Source organism: Pseudomonas frederiksbergensis, from assembly GCF_001952935.1.
Lineage (GTDB): Bacteria > Pseudomonadota > Gammaproteobacteria > Pseudomonadales > Pseudomonadaceae > Aquipseudomonas > Aquipseudomonas frederiksbergensis.
In genome coordinates this window covers 3014166-3037680 of record NZ_CP018319.1, presented here as the reverse complement: position 1 = coordinate 3037680, position 23515 = coordinate 3014166, and the positions used below count along the sequence as shown (strand labels likewise).

Annotated in this window: 20 protein-coding genes; 15 read left to right on the top strand and 5 right to left on the bottom strand. The window is 58.6% G+C overall.

Features of this window, described 5'->3' with window-relative positions:
- Nucleotides 1-672, bottom strand: coding sequence for an N-acetylmuramate alpha-1-phosphate uridylyltransferase MurU (gene murU, locus PFAS1_RS14015; protein WP_076029537.1), 672 nt, complete (start codon nucleotides 670-672; stop codon nucleotides 1-3).
- The gene (locus PFAS1_RS14010; protein WP_076029536.1) at nucleotides 669-1688 is read right to left on the bottom strand and encodes an aminoglycoside phosphotransferase family protein; all 1020 of its coding nucleotides are present in this window, start codon (nucleotides 1686-1688) and stop codon (nucleotides 669-671) included. The genes murU and PFAS1_RS14010 overlap by 4 nt, the downstream gene beginning before the upstream one ends.
- Nucleotides 1689-1818: 130 nt before the next feature.
- Here PFAS1_RS14010 and PFAS1_RS14005 point away from each other — a divergent pair, with 130 nt between their 5' ends.
- The 11 genes from PFAS1_RS14005 (at nucleotide 1819) to PFAS1_RS13955 (ending at nucleotide 16010) form a co-directional block, all read left to right on the top strand.
- Nucleotides 1819-4620 carry an LPS-assembly protein LptD gene (locus PFAS1_RS14005; protein WP_076029535.1) on the top strand — a complete coding sequence of 934 codons (2802 nt, stop codon included), beginning with the start codon at nucleotides 1819-1821 and terminating at the stop codon, nucleotides 4618-4620.
- Nucleotides 4601-5917, top strand: a complete 1317-nt coding sequence (gene surA, locus PFAS1_RS14000) for a peptidylprolyl isomerase SurA (protein ID WP_156886719.1) — start codon at nucleotides 4601-4603, stop codon at nucleotides 5915-5917. The genes PFAS1_RS14005 and surA overlap by 20 nt, the downstream gene beginning before the upstream one ends.
- On the top strand, nucleotides 5914-6903 hold the full coding sequence (gene pdxA / locus PFAS1_RS13995; protein ID WP_076029534.1) for a 4-hydroxythreonine-4-phosphate dehydrogenase PdxA: 990 nt from the start codon (nucleotides 5914-5916) through the stop codon (nucleotides 6901-6903). The genes surA and pdxA overlap by 4 nt, the downstream gene beginning before the upstream one ends.
- Nucleotides 6900-7718, top strand: a complete 819-nt coding sequence (gene rsmA / locus PFAS1_RS13990; RefSeq protein ID WP_076029533.1) for a 16S rRNA (adenine(1518)-N(6)/adenine(1519)-N(6))-dimethyltransferase RsmA — start codon at nucleotides 6900-6902, stop codon at nucleotides 7716-7718. The genes pdxA and rsmA overlap by 4 nt, the downstream gene beginning before the upstream one ends.
- A 123-nt stretch (nucleotides 7719-7841) precedes the next feature.
- A complete protein-coding gene (gene apaG / locus PFAS1_RS13985; protein ID WP_074871397.1) occupies nucleotides 7842-8222 on the top strand; it encodes a Co2+/Mg2+ efflux protein ApaG in 381 nt (126 codons plus the stop codon).
- Entirely contained in the window at nucleotides 8222-9103 is an 882-nt protein-coding gene (locus tag PFAS1_RS13980; protein WP_074871399.1) for a symmetrical bis(5'-nucleosyl)-tetraphosphatase, read from the top strand. Before apaG ends, PFAS1_RS13980 begins: the two co-directional genes overlap by 1 nt.
- Nucleotides 9104-9136: 33 nt before the next feature.
- The gene (gene glpE / locus PFAS1_RS13975) at nucleotides 9137-9466 is read left to right on the top strand and encodes a thiosulfate sulfurtransferase GlpE (RefSeq protein WP_074871401.1); all 330 of its coding nucleotides are present in this window, start codon (nucleotides 9137-9139) and stop codon (nucleotides 9464-9466) included.
- A gap of 296 nt (nucleotides 9467-9762) precedes the next feature.
- Nucleotides 9763-11685 (top strand): PrkA family serine protein kinase, encoded by a 1923-nt coding sequence (locus PFAS1_RS13970; RefSeq protein ID WP_033056218.1) that lies wholly within the window; start codon nucleotides 9763-9765, stop codon nucleotides 11683-11685.
- A 201-nt stretch (nucleotides 11686-11886) separates the two neighbouring features.
- A complete protein-coding gene (locus PFAS1_RS13965; protein WP_076029532.1) occupies nucleotides 11887-13158 on the top strand; it encodes a YeaH/YhbH family protein in 1272 nt (423 codons plus the stop codon).
- A complete protein-coding gene (locus PFAS1_RS13960; protein WP_074871405.1) occupies nucleotides 13155-14717 on the top strand; it encodes a SpoVR family protein in 1563 nt (520 codons plus the stop codon). The genes PFAS1_RS13965 and PFAS1_RS13960 overlap by 4 nt, the downstream gene beginning before the upstream one ends.
- 63 nt (nucleotides 14718-14780) lie before the next feature.
- The gene (locus PFAS1_RS13955) at nucleotides 14781-16010 is read left to right on the top strand and encodes a multifunctional CCA addition/repair protein (protein WP_076029531.1); all 1230 of its coding nucleotides are present in this window, start codon (nucleotides 14781-14783) and stop codon (nucleotides 16008-16010) included.
- 83 nt (nucleotides 16011-16093) lie between these two features.
- Here the strand turns inward: PFAS1_RS13955 and folK are convergent, their stop codons facing one another.
- On the bottom strand, nucleotides 16094-16612 hold the full coding sequence (folK, locus tag PFAS1_RS13950) for a 2-amino-4-hydroxy-6-hydroxymethyldihydropteridine diphosphokinase (RefSeq protein WP_076029530.1): 519 nt from the start codon (nucleotides 16610-16612) through the stop codon (nucleotides 16094-16096).
- Nucleotides 16603-16959: a dihydroneopterin aldolase gene (gene folB / locus PFAS1_RS13945; RefSeq protein WP_008008297.1), complete on the bottom strand. Its 357-nt coding sequence runs from the start codon at nucleotides 16957-16959 to the stop codon at nucleotides 16603-16605. The genes folK and folB overlap by 10 nt, the downstream gene beginning before the upstream one ends.
- Before the next feature lie 74 nt (nucleotides 16960-17033).
- On the opposite strand from folB, the gene plsY reads away from it, so the two are divergent.
- On the top strand, nucleotides 17034-17603 hold the full coding sequence (gene plsY / locus PFAS1_RS13940; RefSeq protein ID WP_076029529.1) for a glycerol-3-phosphate 1-O-acyltransferase PlsY: 570 nt from the start codon (nucleotides 17034-17036) through the stop codon (nucleotides 17601-17603).
- Between the two features lie 23 nt (nucleotides 17604-17626).
- Here the strand turns inward: plsY and tsaD are convergent, their stop codons facing one another.
- A complete protein-coding gene (tsaD, locus tag PFAS1_RS13935) occupies nucleotides 17627-18652 on the bottom strand; it encodes a tRNA (adenosine(37)-N6)-threonylcarbamoyltransferase complex transferase subunit TsaD (RefSeq protein ID WP_046045367.1) in 1026 nt (341 codons plus the stop codon).
- A gap of 199 nt (nucleotides 18653-18851) precedes the next feature.
- On the opposite strand from tsaD, the gene rpsU reads away from it, so the two are divergent.
- From rpsU to rpoD, 3 genes are all read left to right on the top strand, one after another.
- On the top strand, nucleotides 18852-19067 hold the full coding sequence (gene rpsU, locus PFAS1_RS13930; protein WP_002551877.1) for a 30S ribosomal protein S21: 216 nt from the start codon (nucleotides 18852-18854) through the stop codon (nucleotides 19065-19067).
- Nucleotides 19068-19549: 482 nt separating this feature from the next.
- Nucleotides 19550-21517, top strand: a complete 1968-nt coding sequence (dnaG, locus tag PFAS1_RS13925; protein WP_076029528.1) for a DNA primase — start codon at nucleotides 19550-19552, stop codon at nucleotides 21515-21517.
- 67 nt (nucleotides 21518-21584) lie between these two features.
- Nucleotides 21585-23435 carry an RNA polymerase sigma factor RpoD gene (rpoD, locus tag PFAS1_RS13920; protein ID WP_074871412.1) on the top strand — a complete coding sequence of 617 codons (1851 nt, stop codon included), beginning with the start codon at nucleotides 21585-21587 and terminating at the stop codon, nucleotides 23433-23435.
- Nucleotides 23436-23515 lie beyond the last annotated feature (80 nt).

Below are 23515 nucleotides of genomic sequence, written 5' to 3'. Positions count from 1 at the left end.
TCAGCGTCTCGCTTCTAACAGGGTTTCGACTTCAGCCAGACGTTCGTGAGTGCCAACATCCACCCAATGTCCCTTCAAGTGCTCGCCGGTGACCTGTCCATCGGCCATGGCCTTGCGCAGCAGCGGTGCAAGCTTGAAGGCACCGGCGGAGCAACCGTCGAACAGCTGCGGATGCAGGACCGCGATGCCGCTGTAGGTCAGGGTTGCAGTGTCCGGTTGACCGTCGCGTACTTGCCCGTCGATCAGACTGAAATCGCCGGTCGGGTGATGGGCAGGGTTGTCCGCCAACACCAAATGCGCCAGCCCGGTGATGGGTTGATGCAACACGCTGAAGTCGTAGTCGGTCCAGATGTCACCGTTGACCACCATAAAGGCCTCATCACCCAGCAACGGCAGCGCGCGGAAAATCCCGCCGCCGGTTTCCAGTGGCTCACCTTCCGGCGAATACTGAATGCGTACGCCATATTGCGAGCCATCGCCCAGGTAGTTTTCGATCAACTGGCCGAGCCAGGCATGGTTGATCACCACCTCGGTAAACCCCGCCACCGCCAAGGCTTTCAAGTGATACTCGATCAACGGTATGCCGCCAGCGCGAACCAGCGGTTTCGGCGTGGTCAGGGTCAGCGGGCGCATGCGCTCGCCTTTTCCTGCGGCCAGAATCATTGCCTTCATGCATTCGCTCCAGCACGCAGACTCAGCAGCAACACATCCAGCTCGGCCAATTCAGGACGGCGGGCGATCACGGCATCTATATAGGCAAAGAAGCGTGGCACATCGCTGAGATAACGTGGCTTGCCGTCACGGTGGCAGATGCGGGCAAAGATGCCGATCACTTTCAGGTGCCGCTGCACGCCCATCAGGTCACTGGCCCGCAGGAAATCTTCGAAGTCGGGCTGAACCGGGATTCCGAGATCGCCCGCTTGCTGCCAGTAAGCTTCCAGCCAGCCGCGCACGCGTTCCTCGGGCCAGCTGAGGAATGCATCCTTGAACAGGCAGGTCACGTCGTAGGTCACCGGACCATAGACGGCGTCCTGGAAATCCAGCACGCCAGGGTTGGGCTCGCTGAGCATCAGGTTGCGCGGCATGTAATCGCGGTGCACCAGCACTTTGGGCTGGGCCAGTGCGCTGTCGATCAATAGCTCGGTCACGTTCTGCCAGAGCACTTGCTGCGCCGAGTCGAACTCGATGCCCAACTCGCGCTTCACGTACCACTCAGGGAACAATTCCAGCTCGCGACGAAGCAGCGCCACGTCATAACTTGGCAGCGGCGCAACCATCGGCAACTGCTGAAAAGCCAGCAACGCTTGCAGGGCATCCTTGAACAAATCGTCGGCATTTTCGCTGTCGATCACGTCGAGGTAGGTCTTGTTGCCCAGGTCATTGAGCAAAAGAAAACCACGTTCGAGGTCTTCAGCATAAATTTTCGGAACATTTATTCCGGATTTCCCCAGTAAAAAAGCGATATCCACGAAGGGTTTACAGTTTTCCTGGGGCGGTGGCGCGTCCATCACGACAAAGCTTCGGCCCTCGCCTTCCCAACGAAAATACCGTCGAAAACTCGCATCGCTACTGGCCGCGGTCAACGTGGCCGGGGGTACGGCACCCCAACCCTGCTCTGCAAATAGGACAGCCAATTGCTCATCGAGCCAAACTTTCAGGTGTTGCAAACGTACATCTTGATCAGGCATTGCAAGGGTCTCCGACGGCGCTAGCCGTCAAGCGGGTCATGCTTTATTATCCAGCATCTTTTTCAGACCATCGAGAGGCGTGCGGCCCACACCGCGGGCAGATGGCACGCAGGAAGCCCGGACTAATAAGATGGCATTGAAATCCCCCGCGTTTCGTAAAAAATTTCCGTTGTTGGTTACCGGCAGTCTGCTGGCCCTGCAACCTCTAGCCACTTCGTTCGTGGTCGCCGCGGAACAGTATGACTGCTCAGTCTCTGCTTCGGGTGCCTGGAACTGTGCGCCCAAATCTCCAGCAGCTGCGCTGCCACCGCGCCCCGTCCATGACGGCAGTGCGGCGGCAACCACCAGCGGTGAGACTCCGGCTGACAGCGGTTCAAGTCAAGACACCGGCGCCAAGCCTGTGCTGGTGACCGAAGCCAAGGGCCGCGGCCTGAAGTCGCGTAGCGAAGACTACAGTCACCTCGACTGGGTTCCGCGCGAGAAGCTCACTGCAGCGCAATTGGCCGAAACCGGTCCTTACTGCGCTGGTTCCTATATCGAACCGATTCGTCCTGGCATGAATGACAAGACGAATAAAAGTGACGCTCCGACCTTCCTCGGCGCCAAAGCCTCTCGCTATAAGCAGGATGAGCAAGTCGCGACCCTCGCGGGTGACGTGGTCATGCGCCAGGGCAGCATGCAGGTCGAAGCCGACGAAGCGAACCTTTACCAGGCCGAGAGCCGTGGCGAACTGAGCGGCAACGTCCGTGTTCGCGACAACGGCGCACTGATCGTTGGCGACCACGCCGACGTGCAGCTCGACACCGGTGAAGCCAAGGTCGACAACGCCGAATACGTGATGCACAAATCCCGTATCCGCGGCAGTGCGCTGTACGCCAAGCGTGCCGAGAACGCGATCATCCGCCTCAAGGATGGTACGTACACCACGTGCGAACCGGACAGCAACGCCTGGCAGCTCAAGGGCAACAACATCACCTTGAACCCGGCCACCGGCTTCGGTACCGCGACCAACGTGACGCTGCGGGTCAAGGACATTCCGGTCCTGTACACGCCGTATATCTATTTCCCGATCGACGACCGTCGCCAGTCCGGTTTCCTGCCGCCGACCATCGGCACCGGCACCGATACCGGCTTCTTGCTGGTCACACCGTATTACTTCAACCTGGCACCCAACTACGATGCCACGTTGTACCCGCGCTACATGAGCAAGCACGGCTTGTTGATGGAAGGCGAGTTCCGTTACCTGACCCCGTCCAGCGAAGGTCAGTTCGGCGCCGCGTACCTCAACGACGAAGACACCGACCGCAGTGGTCAGACCGACTACCAGAAAAACCGCTACATGTATAACTGGCAGCACAAGGGCGGTCTCGACTCGCGCGTTCTGACCCAGGTCGATTACACCAAGATCAGCGATCCGTATTACTTCCAGGATCTGCAGACTGACCAGATCGGTGTGAAAAGTTCTGACTTCGTGAACCAGCAGGGTTCTGTCACCTATCGTGGCGACAGCTACACCGCTCGTGTGAACGCACAGGCTTATCAACTCGCAACCGTTTCGGACATTACCCCGTACGACCGCTTGCCGCAGATCACTTTCGTGGGTCAGTTGCCGACTCACCCAGGTGGCCTGAATTTCGATTACGAGACAGAAGTCGTTCGATTTGACCGTGACTTGAAGGACGGCAACTTCGTAAACGAAGATGGCTCTATTGAACCGCGTCTTGATAACAACGTTACCGGACTGGCACGTGCCAATGGCGACCGTTTGAATCTCAAACCGGGTGTCAGCCTGCCGTTGGACTGGACTTATGGCTTCGTGAAGCCATCGCTCAAGTACCAATACACCCAGTACCAACTGGATCTGGACGGTACCGGCAAAAGCCAGATTGACGCGCAAACCGCAGAACAGCAAAAGCTCAACGGTACCTTCAGCAGCAGCCAGAACCGTGGTGTGCCGATTGCCAGCATCGATAGCGGCCTGTACTTCGATCGCAATACCCAATGGTTCGGCAAGAATTATCGCCAGACCTTGGAACCGCGCCTGTTCTACCTGTACGTCCCTGAAACGGATCAGGAAGACATTCCGGTCTTCGACACCAGCGAATACACCTTCAACTATGCGTCGTTGTTCCGTGACAACCGCTTCTCTGGCTCCGACCGCGTCGGCGACGAGAACAAACTGTCCTTGGGCGTAACCAACCGCTGGATCGAAGACAATGGCTTCGAACGTCAACGCATCAGCGTTGGTCAGGCCGTGTACTTCAAGGATCGTGAAGTTCAGTTGCCGGGTATCGATGCAAAAACCCGTGACGATGCGCAGGCTAACGTCTCGCCATACGCGCTTGAATATGAATACCGCTGGAATCGCGATTGGCGCACGACGGCCGATTACAACTGGGACCCGGACAGCCGCAGCCCTCGCTCGGGCAGCGCGATGTTCCACTACCAGCCTGAAGACAACCCGAACAAGGTCATCAACGCCGGCTATCGCTATCGTAATGACCAGGTCCGTTACGACCAGAACACCGGTAAATGGCAAGTGGGCGGCGGTGACTACGGCACCCCGGGCCAACCTGGCTACGTGAAGGACTACTACAAGATCCAACAGCACGATTTCTCGGTGATCTGGCCGATCGTGCCGCAATGGAACGCCATCAGCCGCTGGCAGTATGACTACAACCGTAACCGTACCCTGGAAGCTTTCGGTGGTTTCGAGTACGACAACTGCTGCTGGAAACTGCGCCTGATCAACCGTTACTGGGTTTCGTATGACGAGTTCAGTCAGAACGCCCCGGAAAACGAAAAAGGCGACCACGGCATCTTCCTACAAATTGTTCTGAAGGGACTCGGCGGCCTCACCGGCGCCAAAGTAGAGAGCTTCCTCGACAAAGGCATCCAAGGTTATCGTGAACGTGAAGACCAAGCTTTCTGATTGTCTGCGCCCGCTGATGCTGGGCGCGCTGTTCCTGGGTACCGCGGCGAACGCCGCGGTGGAGTCCATCGATAAAGTGGTGGCCATTGTCGATAACGACGTGGTCATGCAGAGCCAACTGGACCAACGGGTTCATGAAGTTCAGCAAACCATCGCCAAGCGCGGTGCTGCAGTACCGCCGGCCAACGTGCTGGATCAGCAGGTACTTGAACGCCTGATCGTCGAAAACCTGCAACTGCAGATCGGCGAACGTTCCGGCATCCGCATTACCGATGAAGAACTGAACCAGGCTGTCGGCACCATTGCCCAGCGCAACAACATGTCCGTGGATCAATTCCGCGCCGCTCTGACTCGCGACGGTCTGTCTTACGACGACGCTCGAGACCAGATTCGCCGCGAAATGATCATCAGCCGTGTGCGTCAGCGTCGTGTGGCCGAGCGTATCCAGGTTTCCGAACAGGAAGTGAAGAACTTCCTCGCTTCCGACCTTGGCAAAATGCAGCTGTCCGAAGAATTCCGCCTGGCCAACATCCTGATTCCTACGCCGGAAAGCGCCAACTCCGACGCGATTCAGAATGCAGCCAAGCAAGCCGACGCGGTTTACCAGCAACTCCAGCAAGGCGCTGACTTCGGTCAGTTGGCAATCGCCAAATCCGCCAGCGAAACCGCACTGGAAGGCGGCGACATGGGCTGGCGTAAAGCCGCTCAACTGCCACCTCCGTTCGATCGCCTGCTGGGCACCATGGCAGTGGGTGATGTGACCCAACCTATGCGAACCCCGGGCGGCTTCATCATTTTGAAGATCCTCGACAAGCGTGGCGGCGAAACCCAGGTGCGTGACGAAGTGCACGTGCGCCATATCCTGGTCAAACCAAGCCCGATCCGCGACGAAGCAAAAACCAAAGCGCTCGCTGAGTCCCTCTACTCCCGCATCGAATCGGGCGAAGACTTCGGCGAACTGGCGAAAAGCTTCTCGGAAGATCCAGGTTCCGCCCTCAACGGTGGCGACCTGAACTGGATTGATCCGAATGCACTGGTTCCCGAGTTCCGCGAAGTGATGGCCAAGACCCCACAAGGTCAGCTGTCCAAGCCGTTCCAGACTCAATATGGCTGGCACGTTCTGGAAGTCCTTGGCCGTCGAGCCACTGACAGCACCAGCCAGGCCCGTGAGCAGCAAGCCATGACCGTATTGCGTAACCGCAAATATGATGAAGAGCTGCAAACCTGGCTGCGTCAGATCCGTGACGAAGCGTACGTAGAGATCAAACTCCCTGGTGCAGACCAGGCAGCGCAGTGAAACCCAAACGTTTCGCGCTGACACCCGGCGAACCGGCCGGCATAGGTCCCGACCTGTGCCTGCTGCTCGCCTCGCAAGCCCAGCCACATCCCCTGATTGCCATTACCAGCCGCGACCTGCTCCTCGAGCGGGCCGTGCAGCTGGGTGTGGTCGTCGATTTGCTGCCGGTAACCCCGGACCGCTGGCCGGATGTACCCGCGCCAGCCAACAGCCTGTATGTCTGGGATACACCGCTCAACGCCAAGGTCACTGCCGGGCAACTGGACAAGGCCAACGCGGCTTTCGTTCTGGAAACCCTGACCCGAGCGGGCCAAGGCTGCCTGGACGGGCATTTTGCCGGCATGATCACCGCCCCTGTGCACAAGGGCGTGATCAATGAATCCGGGATCGCGTTTTCGGGGCATACGGAATTTCTCGCCGACCTGACCCATACCGCACAAGTGGTAATGATGCTCGCCACTCGCGGATTACGCGTGGCGCTGGTCACCACTCACCTGCCCCTTCGCGAGATTGCCGATGCGATCACCCCGGAGCGCCTGGAACGGGTCACGCGAATCCTGCACGCCGACCTGCAAGAAAAATTCGGCATTGCCCGGCCACGCATCCTCGTGTGTGGGCTCAACCCCCATGCCGGCGAAGGCGGACACCTGGGCCATGAAGAAATCGACATCATCGAACCTACATTAGAGCGCCTGCGCGGCGAAGGAATGGACCTTCGCGGCCCCCTGCCCGCCGACACTCTGTTTACCCCCAAGTATCTGGAGCACTGCGATGCAGTGCTGGCGATGTACCACGACCAGGGCCTGCCGGTGCTGAAGTACAAAGGCTTCGGCGCGGCAGTCAACGTGACCCTCGGCTTGCCGATCATCCGCACATCGGTGGACCACGGCACTGCCCTGGACCTGGCCGGTAGCGGCAAAATCGACACCGGCAGCCTGCAAGTCGCCCTGGAAACCGCCTACCAGATGGCCGAGACCCGTTTATGACCGAGCATTACCAACACAAGGCGCGCAAACGCTTTGGCCAGAACTTCCTGCACGATGCCGGCGTCATCGACCGTATCCTGCGCGCCATCCGCGCCAAGCCCGAAGACCGTCTGCTGGAAATCGGCCCTGGCCAAGGTGCGCTGACTCAAGGCCTGCTTAACAGCGGCGCCCAGCTGGACGTGGTGGAACTGGACAAGGATCTGATCCCGATCCTCAACCAGCAGTTCGCCAGCAAGAGCAATTTCAACCTGCATCAGGGCGACGCGCTGAAATTCGACTTCACCAGCCTGAACGCCGCGCCGAACAGCCTGCGGGTGGTCGGCAACCTGCCGTACAACATCTCTACGCCGCTGATTTTTCACCTGCTGCATAACGCCAGTCTGATTCGCGACATGCATTTCATGTTGCAAAAGGAAGTGGTCGAGCGCCTGGCAGCAGGCCCTGGTGGTGGTGACTGGGGTCGCTTGTCGATCATGGTTCAGTATCACTGCCGGGTTGAACACCTGTTCAACGTTGGACCGGGCGCGTTCAATCCGCCGCCCAAAGTCGATTCGGCAATCGTGCGCCTGGTTCCTCACGCGGTGCTGCCGCACCCGGCCAAGGATCACAAGCTGTTGGAACGTGTCGTGCGCGAAGCCTTTAACCAGCGCCGCAAGACCCTGCGCAACACCCTCAAGTTGCTGCTGAGCAACGCTGAAATCGAAGCCGCCGGCGTTGATGGCAGCCTGCGCCCCGAACAACTCGATCTCGCCGCCTTCGTGCGCCTGGCCGACAAGCTCAGCGAACAAGTCCTACAGACGCCTGCCGTCGACTGACAGGCAATGAGCGTTATCGGGTAGGACGCCAGACGCGATGTCTGGTTTACTACCCGATACTTGGCCTAGACTGAGTTCAATCAGCTACGCCCCGCGTCCCGCTTCGTTTTTAAGGCCTCTTGCATGTCCGATCCTCGTTATCAGGTCGACGTCAGCGTCGTTACCCGCTATCTGGCAGAACAATCGCAACCCGAGCAAAACCGCTTTGCCTTCGCCTACACCATCACCGTGCACAACAATGGCGAGCTACCGGCCAAACTGTTGTCGCGACACTGGGTGATCACCGACGGTGACGGGCATGTCGAAGAGGTTCGCGGAGCCGGCGTTGTCGGCCTGCAACCGTTGATCGCGGTAGGCGAAAGTCACACCTACAGCAGTGGCACCGTCATGACCTCCAAGGTCGGCACGATGCAGGGCACTTATGAAATGGTTGCCGACGACGGTAAACACTTCGACGCCATCATCGCCCCATTCCGCCTGGCGGTGCCCGGAGCCCTGCACTGATGGCAACGTATGCCGTCGGCGATCTGCAGGGCTGCCTTCAAGCACTGCAATGCCTGCTCAAGCAAGTCGCCTTCGACCCGACACGGGATCGTCTGTGGCTGGTCGGCGACCTGGTCAACCGTGGCCCGCAGTCGCTGGACACCTTGCGCTTCCTCTATAGCATCCGCGAATCGCTGGTGTGCGTGCTCGGCAACCACGACCTGCACTTGCTGGCCGCCGGGAAAAACATCGAACGCCTGAAGAAGTCCGACACCCTGCTCGAGATTCTGGGAGCGCCCGATAGCGCGGAACTGCTGGAGTGGCTGCGCCAGCAAAAACTCATGCATTACGACGAACAACGCGATGTTGCCCTGGTACATGCTGGCATTCCGCCCCAGTGGTCGCTGCGCAAAGCCTTGAAGTACGCCGCCGAAGTCGAGGCTGCATTGCGCGACGATAACCTGTTGCCGCCTTACCTCGACGGCATGTACGGCAACGATCCGGCGAAATGGGACAACGACCTCAAAGGCGTGACACGCTTGCGGGTGATTACCAACTATTTCACCCGCATGCGGTTTTGTACCGCCGAGGGCAAGCTTGACCTCAAAAGCAAGGAAGGCCTCGACAATGCGCCACCGGGCTACAAACCCTGGTTTCAACACAAAGAGCGCAAGACCAAGGGCCTGAAGATCATCTTCGGCCACTGGGCCGCTCTGGAAGGCCGATGCAATGAGCCGGGCATCTCGGCCCTCGACACCGGTTGTGTCTGGGGTGGCGCCTTGACCCTGATGAATGTCGACACCGGTGAACGCCTGTCTTGCAAATGCGATGAGCATGGCCTTGCCCTGCCGCCAGTCGCCGCACCTATCCCCGAACCATCGTCAGCAAGCGCCCCGCGCTAGACTGCGCTTTCAGCCGAGCCACAGGATCCCGCCATGAGCGAATTCAAACGTATCCCCCCGGAACAGGCCCAAGCCCTGCGCGAGCAAGGCGCGGTAGTGGTCGATGTCCGCGACCCAGCGACCTTTGCCGCGCTGCACATCGCCGGCTCGAAGCATCTGGATAACCACTCCCTCTCGGATTTCATCCGCGCTGCCGACCTCGACGCACCGACAGTGGTCGTCTGCTACCACGGCAATTCCAGTCAGAGCGCCGCCGCGTACCTCATTAGTCAGGGCTTCTCCGACGTCTACAGCATGGATGGCGGTTTTGAGCTGTGGCGTACGACTTATCCTTCGGAAACGGCGCAAGGCACTTCCGAATAATTTTTTTGTAACGCGCAAGCCCCGTCCCCCGCGGGCTTGCGCGGTGGCAGACGAACGGTCTGCCACAACTAATTACGTATCTCGCCTTTACCTGCCGAATAAGCAACTATCCTTAAGCGCAGGCCATCCAAAACAGGGGAGAGCCGGTACACCGGCGCGCGGGTCATCGGGAGTAGCTTTCGGGGTCGTCAGCTTCGAAAGAGTTCTGGGGGGTAAACAGCGACTGCATATTCGGTCGCTGCCAGCATCGACTGAATGATCCGGCGTCGGCTCCACGTATCGAGCGAGGTGACGTCATGAGTATCTTTAGCCACTTCCAACAACGCTTCGAGTCCACACGCCAGGAAGAACTCTCGCTGCAAGAGTATCTTGAACTGTGCAAAAGCGACCGCAGCGCCTACGCTTCCGCCGCCGAGCGACTGTTACTGGCCATCGGTGAGCCGGAGCTTCTCGACACCTCGGCCAACTCGAGGCTGTCGCGAATCTTTTCCAACAAGGTAATCCGCCGCTATCCGGCCTTTGAAGACTTCCACGGGATGGAAGAATGCATTGACCAGATCGTGTCGTATTTCCGTCATGCCGCTCAGGGCCTGGAAGAGAAGAAGCAGATTCTCTATCTGCTCGGTCCTGTGGGTGGCGGTAAATCGTCCCTGGCCGAGAAGCTGAAACAGCTGATCGAAAAAGTGCCCTTCTACGCGATCAAGGGCTCGCCGGTGTTCGAATCACCTCTGGGTCTGTTCAACGCCACCGAAGATGGCGCGATCCTCGAGGAAGACTTCGGCATTCCACGGCGCTACCTCAACACCATCATGTCGCCATGGGCGACCAAACGCCTCGCCGAGTTCGGCGGCGACATCAGCCAGTTCCGTGTGGTGAAGCTGTATCCGTCGATCCTCAACCAGATCGCAGTGGCCAAGACCGAGCCGGGAGATGAAAACAACCAGGACATCTCGGCACTGGTGGGCAAGGTCGATATCCGCAAACTCGAAGAATTCCCGCAGAACGATGCCGACGCCTACAGCTACTCGGGCGCACTGTGCCGGGCCAACCAGGGCCTGATGGAATTCGTCGAAATGTTCAAGGCGCCGATCAAGGTGCTGCACCCACTGCTGACCGCCACCCAGGAAGGCAACTACAACAGTACCGAAGGTCTGGGGGCCATTCCGTTTACCGGGATCCTGCTGGCCCACTCCAACGAATCGGAATGGCATACCTTCCGCAACAACAAGAACAACGAAGCCTTCATCGATCGGATCTACATCGTCAAAGTGCCGTACTGCCTGCGGGTCAGCGACGAAGTGAAGATCTACGACAAGCTCCTGTTCAACAGCTCCCTGGCCAAGGCTCACTGCGCGCCTGACACCCTGAAGATGCTTGCCCAGTTCACCGTACTCTCGCGACTCAAAGAGCCGGAAAACTCCAACATCTACTCCAAGATGCGCGTGTACGACGGTGAAAACCTCAAGGACACCGATCCGAAGGCCAAGTCGATCCAGGAATACCGCGACAACGCGGGTGTCGACGAAGGCATGAACGGCCTGTCGACTCGCTTCGCGTTCAAGATCCTGTCGAAAGTGTTCAACTTCGATCCGCACGAAATCGCTGCCAACCCGGTGCACTTGCTTTACGTGCTGGAACAACAGATCGAACAGGAACAATTCCAGGCGGAAACCCGCGAACGCTATCTGCGCTTCCTCAAGGAGTACCTGGCACCGCGTTATATCGAGTTCATCGGCAAGGAAATCCAGACCGCCTACCTCGAGTCTTACAGCGAGTATGGCCAGAACATCTTCGATCGCTATGTGCTGTACGCCGACTTCTGGATCCAGGACCAGGAATACCGCGACCCGGAAACCGGCGAGATCCTCAACCGCGTAGCGCTGAACGAAGAACTGGAGAAAATCGAAAAACCGGCCGGCATCAGCAATCCGAAGGATTTCCGCAATGAAATCGTTAACTTCGTGCTGCGCGCCCGCGCCAATAACAACGGCAAGAACCCGACCTGGCTCAGCTACGAAAAACTGCGGGTGGTCATCGAGAAGAAAATGTTCTCCAACACCGAGGACCTCCTGCCAGTCATCAGCTTCAACGCCAAGGCCAGCAAAGAGGACCAGCAGAAGCACAACGACTTCGTCACACGGATGGTCGAGCGGGGCTACACCGACAAACAGGTACGACTGCTGTCCGAGTGGTACCTGCGGGTCAGAAAATCACAATAACCCGCTGCCGGTCAGACCGGTTGTCGTCAGCCAGAGGCCTGTGTACGCATTTTCTGTTACACAGACCTCTGGAAGGTGTTCGAAAGTCGGTAGCGAGGTCAGTCAGCGTCCAAAAGCGCTTGGGGGAGCGTGCACATCCCTTGGCACCGTCGATGCTGCATAACCGCTCGCCCCTTTCAGGACAGCTTCTAAGGAGCAGTCATGAGCTATGTGATCGACCGACGTCTCAATGGCAAGAACAAGAGCACGGTGAACCGTCAGCGGTTTCTGCGGCGTTACCGTGATCACATCAAAAAGGCTGTCGAAGAGGCGGTCAGCCGGCGTTCCATTACCGATATGGAACACGGCGAACAAATCAGCATTCCCGGTCGCGACATTGACGAACCGGTGCTTCACCACGGTCGCGGTGGCAAGCAGACCGTCGTGCACCCGGGCAACAAGGAGTTCACCAGTGGCGAGCACATTGCCCGCCCACCCGGAGGTGGCGGTGGCAGAGGACCGGGCAAGGCCGGCAACACGGGCGAAGGGATGGACGAGTTCGTCTTCCAGATCACCCAGGAGGAATTCCTCGAATTCATGTTCGAGGACCTCGAGCTGCCGAACCTGGTCAAGCGCAACCTGACCGGCACCGACACCTTCAAGACCGTTCGTGCCGGGATCAGTAACGAAGGCAATCCGTCGCGGATCAACATCATCCGCACCTTGCGCTCGGCCCATGCACGACGCATCGCCCTGTCTGGCAGCAGCCGGGCAAAACTACGCGAGGCCAAGGAAGAACTGCTGCGCCTCAAGCGTGAAGAGCCAGACAACTTCGGCGACATTCAGAAAATCGAGGCGGAAATCGAAAAACTCAGTGCGCGCATTCATCGCGTACCGTTCCTCGATACCTTCGACCTCAAGTACAACTTGCTCATCAAGCAGCCCAACCCCAGTTCCAAGGCAGTAATGTTCTGCCTGATGGACGTGTCCGGCTCCATGACCCAAGCGACCAAGGACATCGCCAAGCGTTTCTTTATCCTGCTGTACCTGTTTCTCAAGCGTAACTACGACAAGATCGACGTCGTGTTCATTCGCCACCACACCAGTGCCCGGGAAGTGGACGAAGAGGAGTTTTTCTATTCTCGTGAAACCGGCGGCACCATCGTTTCCAGCGCCTTGAAGCTGATGCAGGAGATCATGGCCGAACGTTATCCGAGCAATGAGTGGAACATCTATGCCGCCCAGGCCTCCGACGGCGATAACTGGAACGACGACTCGCCGATCTGCCGCGACATTCTGATCAACCAGATCATGCCGTTCGTGCAGTACTACACTTACGTTGAGATTACCCCGCGCGAACATCAGGCCCTGTGGTTCGAGTACGAACGCATCGCCGAAGCCTTCTCTGACACTTTTGCCCAGCAACAACTGGTCTCGGCCGGGGATATCTATCCGGTCTTCCGTGAACTCTTCCAGCGCAGGTTAGTGACATGACCGCCAAAGAGCAGAAGCGCCAACCCATTTCCACCGGCTCCGAATGGACGTTCGAGCTGATTCAGGCCTACGACAAAGAAATCAGTCGCCTGGCGGCTCGCTACGCGCTCGATACTTACCCCAACCAGATCGAAGTGATCACCGCCGAGCAGATGATGGACGCCTACGCCTCCGTCGGCATGCCGCTGGGTTATCACCATTGGTCCTACGGCAAACACTTCCTCAGCACCGAGAAATCCTACAGTCGCGGCCAGATGGGGCTGGCGTACGAAATCGTGATCAACTCCGACCCGTGCATCGCCTACTTGATGGAAGAAAACACCATCTGCATGCAGGCTTTGGTCGTCGCCCATGCCTGCTACGGGCATAACAGCTTTTTCAAAGGCAATTACCTGTTCCGCACCTGGACTGACGCCAGTTCGATCATTGATTACCTGGTGTTCGCCAAGCAATACATCATGCAGTGCGAAGAGCGCCACGGTATCGACGCGGTCGAGGACTTGCTGGATTCCTGCCATGCCCTGATGAACTATGGAGTCGATCGCTACAAACGCCCATATCCGATTTCCGCCGAAGAAGAACGTCGCCGGCAAAAGGATCGGGAAGAGCATTTGCAGAAGCAGATCAACGATCTGTGGCGGACCATTCCAAAAGGTGCGGACAAGTACAGCGACAAGGACAACGCGCGCTTCCCCGCCGAACCTCAGGAAAACATCCTCTACTTCATCGAAAAACACGCACCACTGCTGGAACCATGGCAGCGGGAAATCGTGCGGATCGTGCGCAAGATCGCTCAGTATTTCTACCCGCAACGCCAGACTCAGGTGATGAACGAGGGGTGGGCGACGTTCTGGCATTACACCCTGATGAACGACCTGTATGACGAAGGCCTGGTGACCGACGGCTTCATGATGGAGTTTTTGACGTCCCACACCAGCGTGGTCTACCAACCCGGCTTCGACAGCCCCTACTACAACGGCATCAACCCCTACACCCTGGGCTTTGCCATGTATCGGGACATCCGGCGCATGTGTGAACACCCTACCGAAGAGGACTACCGCTGGTTCCCTGAGATTGCCGGCACCGACTGGCTGTCGAGCATCAAGTTCGCCATGAGCAGCTTCAAGGATGAAAGCTTCATCCTGCAATACCTGTCACCCCAGGTGATCCGTGACCTTAAGTTGTTCAGCATTCTCGATGACGACCAGAAGGAGGATCTGCTGGTCCCGGCCATTCACGACGAAGGGGGTTACCGCATCATCCGTGAAACCCTGGCGGCGCAGTACAACCTTGGCAATCGCGAACCCAACGTGCAGATCTACAGCATCGACCGGCGCGGTGACCGCTCCCTGACCTTGCGTCACCAGCAACACGACCGCAAACCGCTGGGCGAGTCCACCGAGGAAGTGCTCAAACACCTGCATCGCCTGTGGGGCTTCGATATTCATCTGGAAACCCTACAAGGCGACCAGGTGATGAAAACCCACCACGTCCCGCCTAGAGGCGAGCACGCTGAAGGCGATTACGGGCGACTGGACCTGGCCGTTATCCATCTTTGATCCCGTTTCGGCCTCCGGAAGTTCGACGCAAAGGTTATTCTGTCGAGCTAACGGAGGTTTTTTATGCAGATTTATAAAGTCGGCGGCGCGGTACGCGATCGCCTGCTGGGCAAGCCCGTCACCGACATCGACTGGGTTGTGGTTGGCGCCACCACTGAAGAAATGCTCGCCAAGGGCTTTCGCCCGGTGGGTGCGGACTTCCCGGTATTCCTTCACCCAAAAAGCGGCGAGGAATACGCCCTCGCCCGCACCGAACGCAAAAGCGGACGCGGTTATGGCGGCTTTACCTTTCATGCCAGCCCCGAAGTCACCCTCGAAGAAGACCTGATCCGTCGTGACCTGACCATCAATGCCATGGCCGAAGACGATCAGCAGAACCTGACCGATCCTTACCACGGCCAGCGCGACCTCGAGGCGCGCTTGCTTCGTCACGTTTCCCCCGCATTCGCCGAAGATCCGCTCAGGGTTCTGCGCGTTGCCCGCTTCGCAGCTCGTTATGCGGGGCTCGGTTTCACCGTGGCGCCGGAGACACTGGAACTGATGCGCCAACTCAGCGAGTCAGGCGAACTGGAAGCCTTGACCGCCGAACGCAGCTGGAAGGAAATTTCCCGCGCCCTGATGGAAGATCAGCCACAGGTGTTTATCGAAGTGCTGCGCGAGTGTGGCGCTCTCAAGGTACTGATGCCGGAAGTCGATGCCCTGTTCGGCGTACCGCAACCGGAAGCCCACCACCCGGAAATCGACACCGGCGTGCACACTTTGAGCGTGCTGGAGCAGGCAGCGCGGCACAAACAACCACTTACCGTGCGTTGGGCCTGCCTGCTGCATGACCTCGGCAAGGGGCTGACGCCCGAGGAAGAATGGCCGCGACACATTGCTCACGAGCACAAGGGCTTGAAGCTGATCAAAGCGGTCAACGAACGTTTCAAGGCGCCGAAGGACTGTCAGGAGCTGGCTCTGCTGGTGGGCGAATATCACACCCACGGCCATCGCGCGCAGGAACTGAAGCCGTCGACTTTGCTGGCGTTGCTGCAGAGTTTTGACATTTACCGTCGGCCGCAGCGGTTCGAGGAATTTATCGCGGCGTGCGAGATGGACGCCCGAGGACGTAAAGGGCTGGAGCAGCGAAGTTATCCACAGGCTGATTATTTGCGCGGAGCAGCGAATGCTGCGCGGGCTGTAGCGGTTCAGCCGTTGCTGGACAAGGGATTCAAAGGACCGGAGCTGGGCGAGGCGATCAAGCGCGAGCGGCTCAAGGCGCTGAAGGCTTACAAAGACGCGGCGTCTGCCTGAAAAAGCTTCGCGAGCAAGCCCGCTCCCACAAGGTCAGCGCAAGCCCTGTGGGAGCGGGCTTGCTCGCGAAGGCTTCTTTCGCCTCACAACAAATTCGATGGGGTCAGCTGCTCCCCACGCCACTCAAACGCCACCGGCGCCAACACCTGATCAATCTGCGCCTCGCGCCACAACACCGCAAAGCTCTTGCCCACACCCGGATGCACGCGATCCGGCGCAATCAGCGACAACGGCCACAGCACGAAGGCATTTTTCAGAATTTCTGCCCGCGGCAGGATCAGGCCATCGAAGTTGCCCACCAGATCGCCGAACAGCAGCACATCGATATCCAGCGGCAAACCCTTGCGGTCCGGTGCATAACGGCCATTGTCCGCCTCGATGAATTTCAGCCGGCGATCCAGCTCCATCAGCGGCAAATCGGTAAAAGCCGACACCACAAAATTGAAGAAAGGCCCGCTCTTGATCCCCACCGGCTGGCTTTCGAACACCGCCGAGCAGCGTATATCCACGAGAAAACCGGCCAAGGCTTCCAGGCCAGCCTGCAAATGGGATTCGCGCTCGATATTGCTACCGAGCCCGAGAAACACCTGTGTCAGCGACATCCGCGCTCGATCTCCACGCCCACACCGCCCGTAGCAGCCGGGATGGCGCCTGGCTTTGTCAGCTTGAGGCGCATCCAGGTGATATTGAATTCGCTCATCAGGACTTCAGCCAGACGTTCGGCGAAGGTCTCGACCAGTTGGAACTGCGCCTGCTCGGCAAAAGCCTGGATACGCGACGACACACTGGCGTAATCGAGTGCCAGAGTCAGGTCATCACCGGCGGCGGCCGGGCGATTATCCCAGGCGAAACTCAGATCAAGACGCAAGCACTGTCGGATGCCTCGCTCCCAGTCGTAGGCACCAATCACGGTGTCGACTTCCAGGCCCTCGATAAACACTCTGTCCAAGCACTTTTCTCCGCTGCACGACAAGGGCGCAATGCGCCGTTAGAATCAGGGCGTCCTCGCCCGGAATAGTTAGCATGTTTTGGTTACTGGCGACCCTCGCCTACCTGCTCGGCTCTCTGTCCTTCGCCATTTTGCTCAGCCGCCTGACCGGTAACCCCGATCCGCGAATGAGTGGCTCGGGCAATGCGGGCGCCACCAACATGTTGCGCCTGGCCGGCAAAAAACTCGCCGTCCTGACCTTGATCGGGGACCTCTTCAAAGGCCTGCTACCCGTACTGATCGCCAGCGTTGCGGGCCTTTCGCTTCAAGAACAGGCCTGGATCGGCGTCTGTGCCGTCATCGGCCACCTGTTCCCGTTGTACTTTCGCTTTCGCGGTGGCAAGGGTGTCGCCACCTCTGCCGGCATGCTGCTGGGACTCTACCCGCCCGCCGCACTGCTGGCGGTCTGCGCCTGGCTGCTGACGTTCTACCTGACTCGCACCAGCTCACTGGCAGCCCTGATCGCCACACCGCTGACCCTGCCGCTGCTGGCCTGGCAAGAACCGGCGGCCCTGCTGCCCATGAGCGCACTCACGGGACTGATCGTCTGGCGTCATCGGGGCAATCTACGCGACCTGTTTGCCGGGCGCGAACGGCATTTTTAAATACCGGACATGAACGCCGTTCATCACAGCGCCGATAATTGCTCCATCGGCCAACGCGCCTGCACGCTGATCGCCAGGCTTTCGTGCTGACCGGCCTGCAAACGCTGGCAGCCGGCAAAGGCGATCATCGCGCCGTTGTCGGTGCAGAACTCCGGACGGGCATAAAAAACATCGCCCTTCATGTCGCCGAGCATCTTCTCCAGTGAGGTACGCAGTGCCTTGTTGGCGCTGACGCCGCCAGCGATCACCAGACGCTTCATACCGGCCTGTTTCAGGGCACGCTTGCACTTGATGGTCAAAGTCTCCACCACGGCCTGCTGGAACGCCAGCGAGATGTCGCAACGGGCTTGCTCGCTGTCGTCCCCGGCGCTGACGCTCTGCTGCCAGGTGTTCAGGGCAAAGGTTTTCAAGCCACTGAAACTGAAAGCCAGGCCTGGACGGTCGCACATCGGACGCGGGAAAGTGAAACGTCCTGCAACCCCTTGCTCCGCCAGTCGAGCGATTTCCGGGCCACCTGGATAATTGAGGCCCATCATCTTCGCGGTCTTGTCGAAAGCTTCACCGGCGGCATCGTCGAGGGTCTCGCCCAGGAGCGTGTATTGACCGATCCCGTCGACCTGAACCAGCTGCGTATGACCGCCAGACACCAACAAAGCGACGAACGGGAATTCCGGCGGCTGCGACTCCAGCATCGGCGCCAGCAAGTGACCTTCCATGTGGTGCACGCCCAGTGCCGGAATGCCCCAGGCGAAGGCCAGCGCCTGAGCGCAGGAAGCACCCACCAACAAGGCACCGACCAGGCCAGGACCCGCGGTATAAGCGATGGCGTCGATCTCGGTCGGTACACAGTCAGCTTCAGCCAACACCTGACGAATCAAGGGCAGCATGCGTTTGACGTGGTCACGCGAGGCCAGCTCCGGCACGACCCCGCCATAGGCGCGGTGCAGGTCGATCTGGCTGAACAGCGCGTCGGCCAGCAGGCCGCGTTCACTGTCATATAATGCGACACCGGTTTCGTCGCAGGAGGTTTCTAATCCCAGTACTAGCATGGGTTTGCGCCTTGTTTAGGCTGAATTCGAAGGCGCGCATAATAGTCGCCATGTGATGCCCCGACTAGCGGTTTTCGATCAGAGGCTTTGCATTCCGAGCGATGAGGGGTTAACATCCGCAACCCTTAAAAACCGACGTCTTCAAGTGCTCTTTTGCCACGAGGATGTTGACCCCGGTAATGAATGAAGGTAGCTCTGGATGCCAGCCGTCAAAGTAAAAGAGAACGAACCCTTCGACGTAGCTCTGCGTCGTTTCAAGCGCTCCTGCGAAAAAGCCGGTGTACTGGCTGAAGTTCGTAGCCGCGAATTCTACGAGAAGCCTACTTCTGAGCGTAAGCGCAAAGCAGCAGCCGCTGTTAAGCGTCACGCCAAGAAAGTTCAGCGCGAACAGCGCCGCGCCGTTCGTCTGTACTAATACACAGACGTTCGTAGCAAGCTTCTGCCAAGCCCGGCCCTCAGCCGGGCTAATGGCATTTGCGGAAAATGCTTGATGCTTCACCGTCAAAGCCGCACACGCGACCGAGACAAATCTGCTTCACAGCGTCAGACCTGGCTCTTTTGCCAGCGGTGCACGTCTTTTCTGACGAGCCTTCCAAGGCTACTGACGAGCACACCCACTGATTCCTCTCACGACGATCAGCCCAAGGCACCTTCTTGCGTGCCAGCTTATGAGCTATCCGAGGCCATCGACAGGCCGCAGCGGATTTCAGCGCAACACTTTCAAATAGTCGAATACTGATTGGTACTAACGTCAGTGGATTTTCGGCAGATACACTTCCCGACAGCGATTACGCAGACGACACTGGTCGAGCCGCACATTTTGCGCGCCTCAAACAAGGACCCGCGCTCAGCCGCTCTTCGTTTCGGATCCATTGCAGCGCAGATGACGAGAACGCCATGGCCGGGCTAATTCCCCAGAGCTTCATTGACGACCTTCTGAACCGCACCGACATCGTCGACGTGGTCAGCTCGCGCCTGCAAATAAAAAAGGCTGGCAAGAACTACACCGCCTGCTGCCCGTTTCACAAAGAGAAAACCCCCTCGTTCAGCGTCAGCCCCGACAAGCAGTTCTATTATTGCTTTGGCTGCGGCGCTGGCGGCAACGCCCTCGGCTTCATGATGGACCACGACAATCTGGATTTCGTCCAGGCTGTCGAAGAACTGGCCAAAGCCGCCGGCATGGAAATCCCTCGCGAAGAAAGCGGACGACCGCACAAACCGCGGCAGCCGACCGATTCGCCGCTCTACCCGCTACTCACCGCCGCCGCCGACTTTTACCGCCAGGCGCTGAAAAGCCATCCATCGCGAAAAGCAGCGGTGGATTACTTGAAGGGTCGCGGGCTGACCGGCGAAATCGCCCGAGACTTCGGCCTCGGCTTTGCACCGCCCGGCTGGGACAATCTGTTCAAGCACTTGAGCAGCGACACCCTGCAACAGAAAGCCATGATCGATGCCGGCCTGCTGATCGAGAACGCCGAAACCGGCAAACGCTATGACCGCTTCCGCGATCGCGTGATGTTCCCGATCCGCGACAGCCGCGGGCGAATCATCGCCTTCGGCGGCCGGGTATTGGGCGACGACAAGCCGAAATACCTGAACTCACCGGAAACCCCGGTATTCCATAAGGGCCAGGAACTCTACGGCCTTTATGAAGCACGCAAGAACAACCGCAACCTCGACGAAATAATCGTCGTCGAAGGCTACATGGATGTTATCGCCCTGGCCCAGCAAGGCCTGCGCAATGCTGTCGCGACCCTAGGCACCGCCACCAGCGAAGAGCACTTGAAGCGTCTGTTTCGCGTCGTGCCCAACGTGCTGTTCTGTTTCGACGGCGATCAGGCGGGCCGAAATGCCGCCTGGCGGGCACTGGAGGCAACGCTGCCGAGCCTGCAGGACGGACGGCGCGCACGCTTTCTGTTCCTCCCCGAAGGCGAAGACCCGGATACGCTGGTCCGCTCCGAAGGCACTGACGCCTTCCGCGCACGGATCAACCAGCACGCCCAGCCATTAGCGGATTATTTTTTTCAACAGCTGACCGAGGAATCGGACCCACGCTCGCTCGAAGGCAAGGCCCACATGGCCACCCTCGCCGCGCCGCTGATCGACAAAGTCCCCGGGGCGAACCTGCGCATCCTGATGCGTCAGCGCCTGACCGAAATTACCGGGCTTAGCGGTGAAGCTGTGAGCCAGCTGGTGCAAAGCGCGCCCCAGGAAGCGCCGCCGGCGTACGATCCGGGCATCGATTACGACGCCATGCCGGATTACAGCGACTACCATCAGCCGCAGGCACAAGAGATGTATGTGCCGCAGCAGGAATGGACACCGAAGAAACCCGGCGCCGGCGGCAAGAAATGGGACAAAAAACCGTGGGACAAAAATGGCAAACGCGGCGGTGATCACGATCAACCCCGCGCGCCACGGGTGCCGGCCGCTGTAGAGCCACCAACCCTGGCCGCCTTGCGCACGCTATTGCATCACCCGCAACTGGCCGAGAAAGTCGAGGATGCCGGGCACTTTGCTGCCGAGGATCACACCAACACGCAACTGCTGGTGGCCTTGCTCGAAGCCGTACAGAAGAATCCCAAGCTAAACTCATTTCAGTTGATTGCACGCTGGCACGGTACGGAGCAAGGACGTTTGCTCAAGGCGCTGGCGGAAAAGGAATGGCTGATTGACGGAGATAACCTTGAACAACAGTTTTTCGACACCATTACTAGCTTGTCAGCCCGCCAACGCGAGCGAAACCTGGAACAACTTCTCAGGAAAGCACGTCAAAGTGAACTGAGTGCCGAAGAGAAAAACCAACTGCGCGACCTATTAAGTCGCAATGTTTCCGCAACAAGCCCGACCTCAACTGGCGCGTGAGGTCATAGCTCAGGTATAATCCTCGGCTTGTTTTTTGCCCGCCAAGACCTTCAGTGGATAGGGTGTTATGTCCGGAAAAGCGCAACAGCAGTCTCGTATCAAAGAGTTGATCACACTTGGTCGTGAGCAGGGTTACCTGACTTACGCGGAGGTCAACGACCACCTGCCGGAGGATATTTCAGATCCGGAACAGGTGGAAGACATCATCCGCATGATCAATGACATGGGGATCAACGTATTCGAGGTTGCGCCAGATAAGGATTCCCTTATGCTGGCCGACGCCGATACCGACGAAGCCGCGGCCGAAGAGGCAGCAGCAGCGTTGGCAGCGGTCGAGACCGACATTGGTCGCACCACCGACCCAGTGCGCATGTACATGCGTGAGATGGGTACGGTAGAGCTCCTCACACGTGAAGGCGAAATCGAAATCGCCAAACGTATTGAAGAGGGCATCCGCGAAGTGATGGGCGCAATTGCGCACTTCCCTGGCACGGTTGACCATATTCTCTCCGAATACACTCGCGTCACCACCGAAGGTGGCCGCCTGTCCGACGTCCTGAGCGGTTATATCGACCCGGACGACGGCATTGCGCCGCCTGCTGCAGAAGTGCCGCCGCCTGTCGACCCGAAAGCCGTGAAAGCGGACGACGACACCGACGACGACGAAGCTGAAGCCAGCACCGACGACGAAGAAGAAGCCGAAAGCGGTCCGGATCCGGTCATCGCAGCTCAGCGCTTTGGCGCTGTTGCCGACCAGATGGAAATCACCCGCAAGGCGCTGAAAAAGCATGGTCGTGGCAACAAGCTGGCAATTGCCGAGCTGGTGCTGCTGGCTGAGCTGTTCATGCCGATCAAACTGGTTCCGAAGCAATTCGAAGGCCTGGTCGAGCGTGTTCGCAGTGCCCTGGATCGTCTGCGTCAGCAAGAGCGCGCGATCATGCAACTTTGCGTTCGTGATGCCCGCATGCCGCGTGCCGACTTCCTGCGCCAGTTCCCGGGCAACGAAGTCGACGAAAGCTGGACCGATGCGCTGGCCAAAGGCAAAAGCAAATACGCTGAAGCCATTGGTCGCCTGCAACCGGACATCATTCGTTGCCAGCAGAAGCTGACCGCGCTGCAAACCGAAACCGGTTTGACGATCGCCGAGATCAAGGACATCAACCGTCGCATGTCGATCGGTGAGGCCAAGGCCCGCCGCGCGAAGAAAGAGATGGTAGAAGCGAACTTGCGTCTGGTGATCTCCATCGCCAAGAAGTACACCAACCGTGGCCTGCAATTCCTCGATCTGATCCAGGAAGGCAACATCGGCTTGATGAAAGCGGTAGATAAATTCGAATACCGCCGCGGCTACAAATTCTCGACTTATGCCACCTGGTGGATCCGTCAGGCGATCACTCGCTCGATCGCCGACCAGGCCCGCACCATCCGTATTCCGGTGCACATGATCGAGACGATCAACAAGCTCAACCGTATTTCCCGCCAGATGTTGCAGGAAATGGGTCGCGAACCGACCCCGGAAGAGCTGGGCGAACGCATGGAAATGCCTGAGGACAAGATCCGCAAGGTATTGAAGATCGCTAAAGAGCCGATCTCCATGGAAACCCCGATCGGTGATGACGAAGACTCCCATCTGGGTGACTTCATCGAAGACTCGACCATGCAGTCGCCAATCGATGTCGCCACTGTTGAGAGCCTTAAAGAAGCGACTCGCGAAGTCTTGTCCGGCCTCACTGCCCGTGAAGCCAAGGTTCTACGCATGCGCTTCGGTATCGACATGAATACCGACCACACCCTCGAGGAGGTTGGTAAGCAGTTCGACGTGACCCGTGAACGGATTCGCCAGATCGAAGCCAAGGCGCTGCGCAAGCTGCGCCACCCGACGAGAAGCGAGCATTTGCGCTCCTTCCTCGACGAGTAATACAAAACCCCCGGCCCAGGCCGGGGGTTTTGCTTTTATACAGATTAAATCCCTCGCACCTCCCCCCCTCCGAATTGCCC

What these genes read in the sequence shown, in the direction of transcription:
- murU (WP_076029537.1), bottom strand. Translation starts at nt 672, where the DNA reads ATGAAGGCAATGATTCTGGCCGCAGGAAAAGGCGAGCGCATGCGCCCG.
- PFAS1_RS14010 (WP_076029536.1), bottom strand. Translation starts at nt 1,688, where the DNA reads ATGCCTGATCAAGATGTACGTTTGCAACACCTGAAAGTTTGGCTCGAT.
- PFAS1_RS14005 (WP_076029535.1), top strand. Translation starts at nt 1,819, where the DNA reads ATGGCATTGAAATCCCCCGCGTTTCGTAAAAAATTTCCGTTGTTGGTT.
- rsmA (WP_076029533.1), top strand. Translation starts at nt 6,900, where the DNA reads ATGACCGAGCATTACCAACACAAGGCGCGCAAACGCTTTGGCCAGAAC.
- apaG (WP_074871397.1), top strand. Translation starts at nt 7,842, where the DNA reads ATGTCCGATCCTCGTTATCAGGTCGACGTCAGCGTCGTTACCCGCTAT.
- PFAS1_RS13980 (WP_074871399.1), top strand. Translation starts at nt 8,222, where the DNA reads ATGGCAACGTATGCCGTCGGCGATCTGCAGGGCTGCCTTCAAGCACTG.
- glpE (WP_074871401.1), top strand. Translation starts at nt 9,137, where the DNA reads ATGAGCGAATTCAAACGTATCCCCCCGGAACAGGCCCAAGCCCTGCGC.
- PFAS1_RS13970 (WP_033056218.1), top strand. Translation starts at nt 9,763, where the DNA reads ATGAGTATCTTTAGCCACTTCCAACAACGCTTCGAGTCCACACGCCAG.
- PFAS1_RS13965 (WP_076029532.1), top strand. Translation starts at nt 11,887, where the DNA reads ATGAGCTATGTGATCGACCGACGTCTCAATGGCAAGAACAAGAGCACG.
- PFAS1_RS13960 (WP_074871405.1), top strand. Translation starts at nt 13,155, where the DNA reads ATGACCGCCAAAGAGCAGAAGCGCCAACCCATTTCCACCGGCTCCGAA.
- PFAS1_RS13955 (WP_076029531.1), top strand. Translation starts at nt 14,781, where the DNA reads ATGCAGATTTATAAAGTCGGCGGCGCGGTACGCGATCGCCTGCTGGGC.
- folK (WP_076029530.1), bottom strand. Translation starts at nt 16,612, where the DNA reads ATGTCGCTGACACAGGTGTTTCTCGGGCTCGGTAGCAATATCGAGCGC.
- plsY (WP_076029529.1), top strand. Translation starts at nt 17,034, where the DNA reads ATGTTTTGGTTACTGGCGACCCTCGCCTACCTGCTCGGCTCTCTGTCC.
- tsaD (WP_046045367.1), bottom strand. Translation starts at nt 18,652, where the DNA reads ATGCTAGTACTGGGATTAGAAACCTCCTGCGACGAAACCGGTGTCGCA.
- rpsU (WP_002551877.1), top strand. Translation starts at nt 18,852, where the DNA reads ATGCCAGCCGTCAAAGTAAAAGAGAACGAACCCTTCGACGTAGCTCTG.
- dnaG (WP_076029528.1), top strand. Translation starts at nt 19,550, where the DNA reads ATGGCCGGGCTAATTCCCCAGAGCTTCATTGACGACCTTCTGAACCGC.
- rpoD (WP_074871412.1), top strand. Translation starts at nt 21,585, where the DNA reads ATGTCCGGAAAAGCGCAACAGCAGTCTCGTATCAAAGAGTTGATCACA.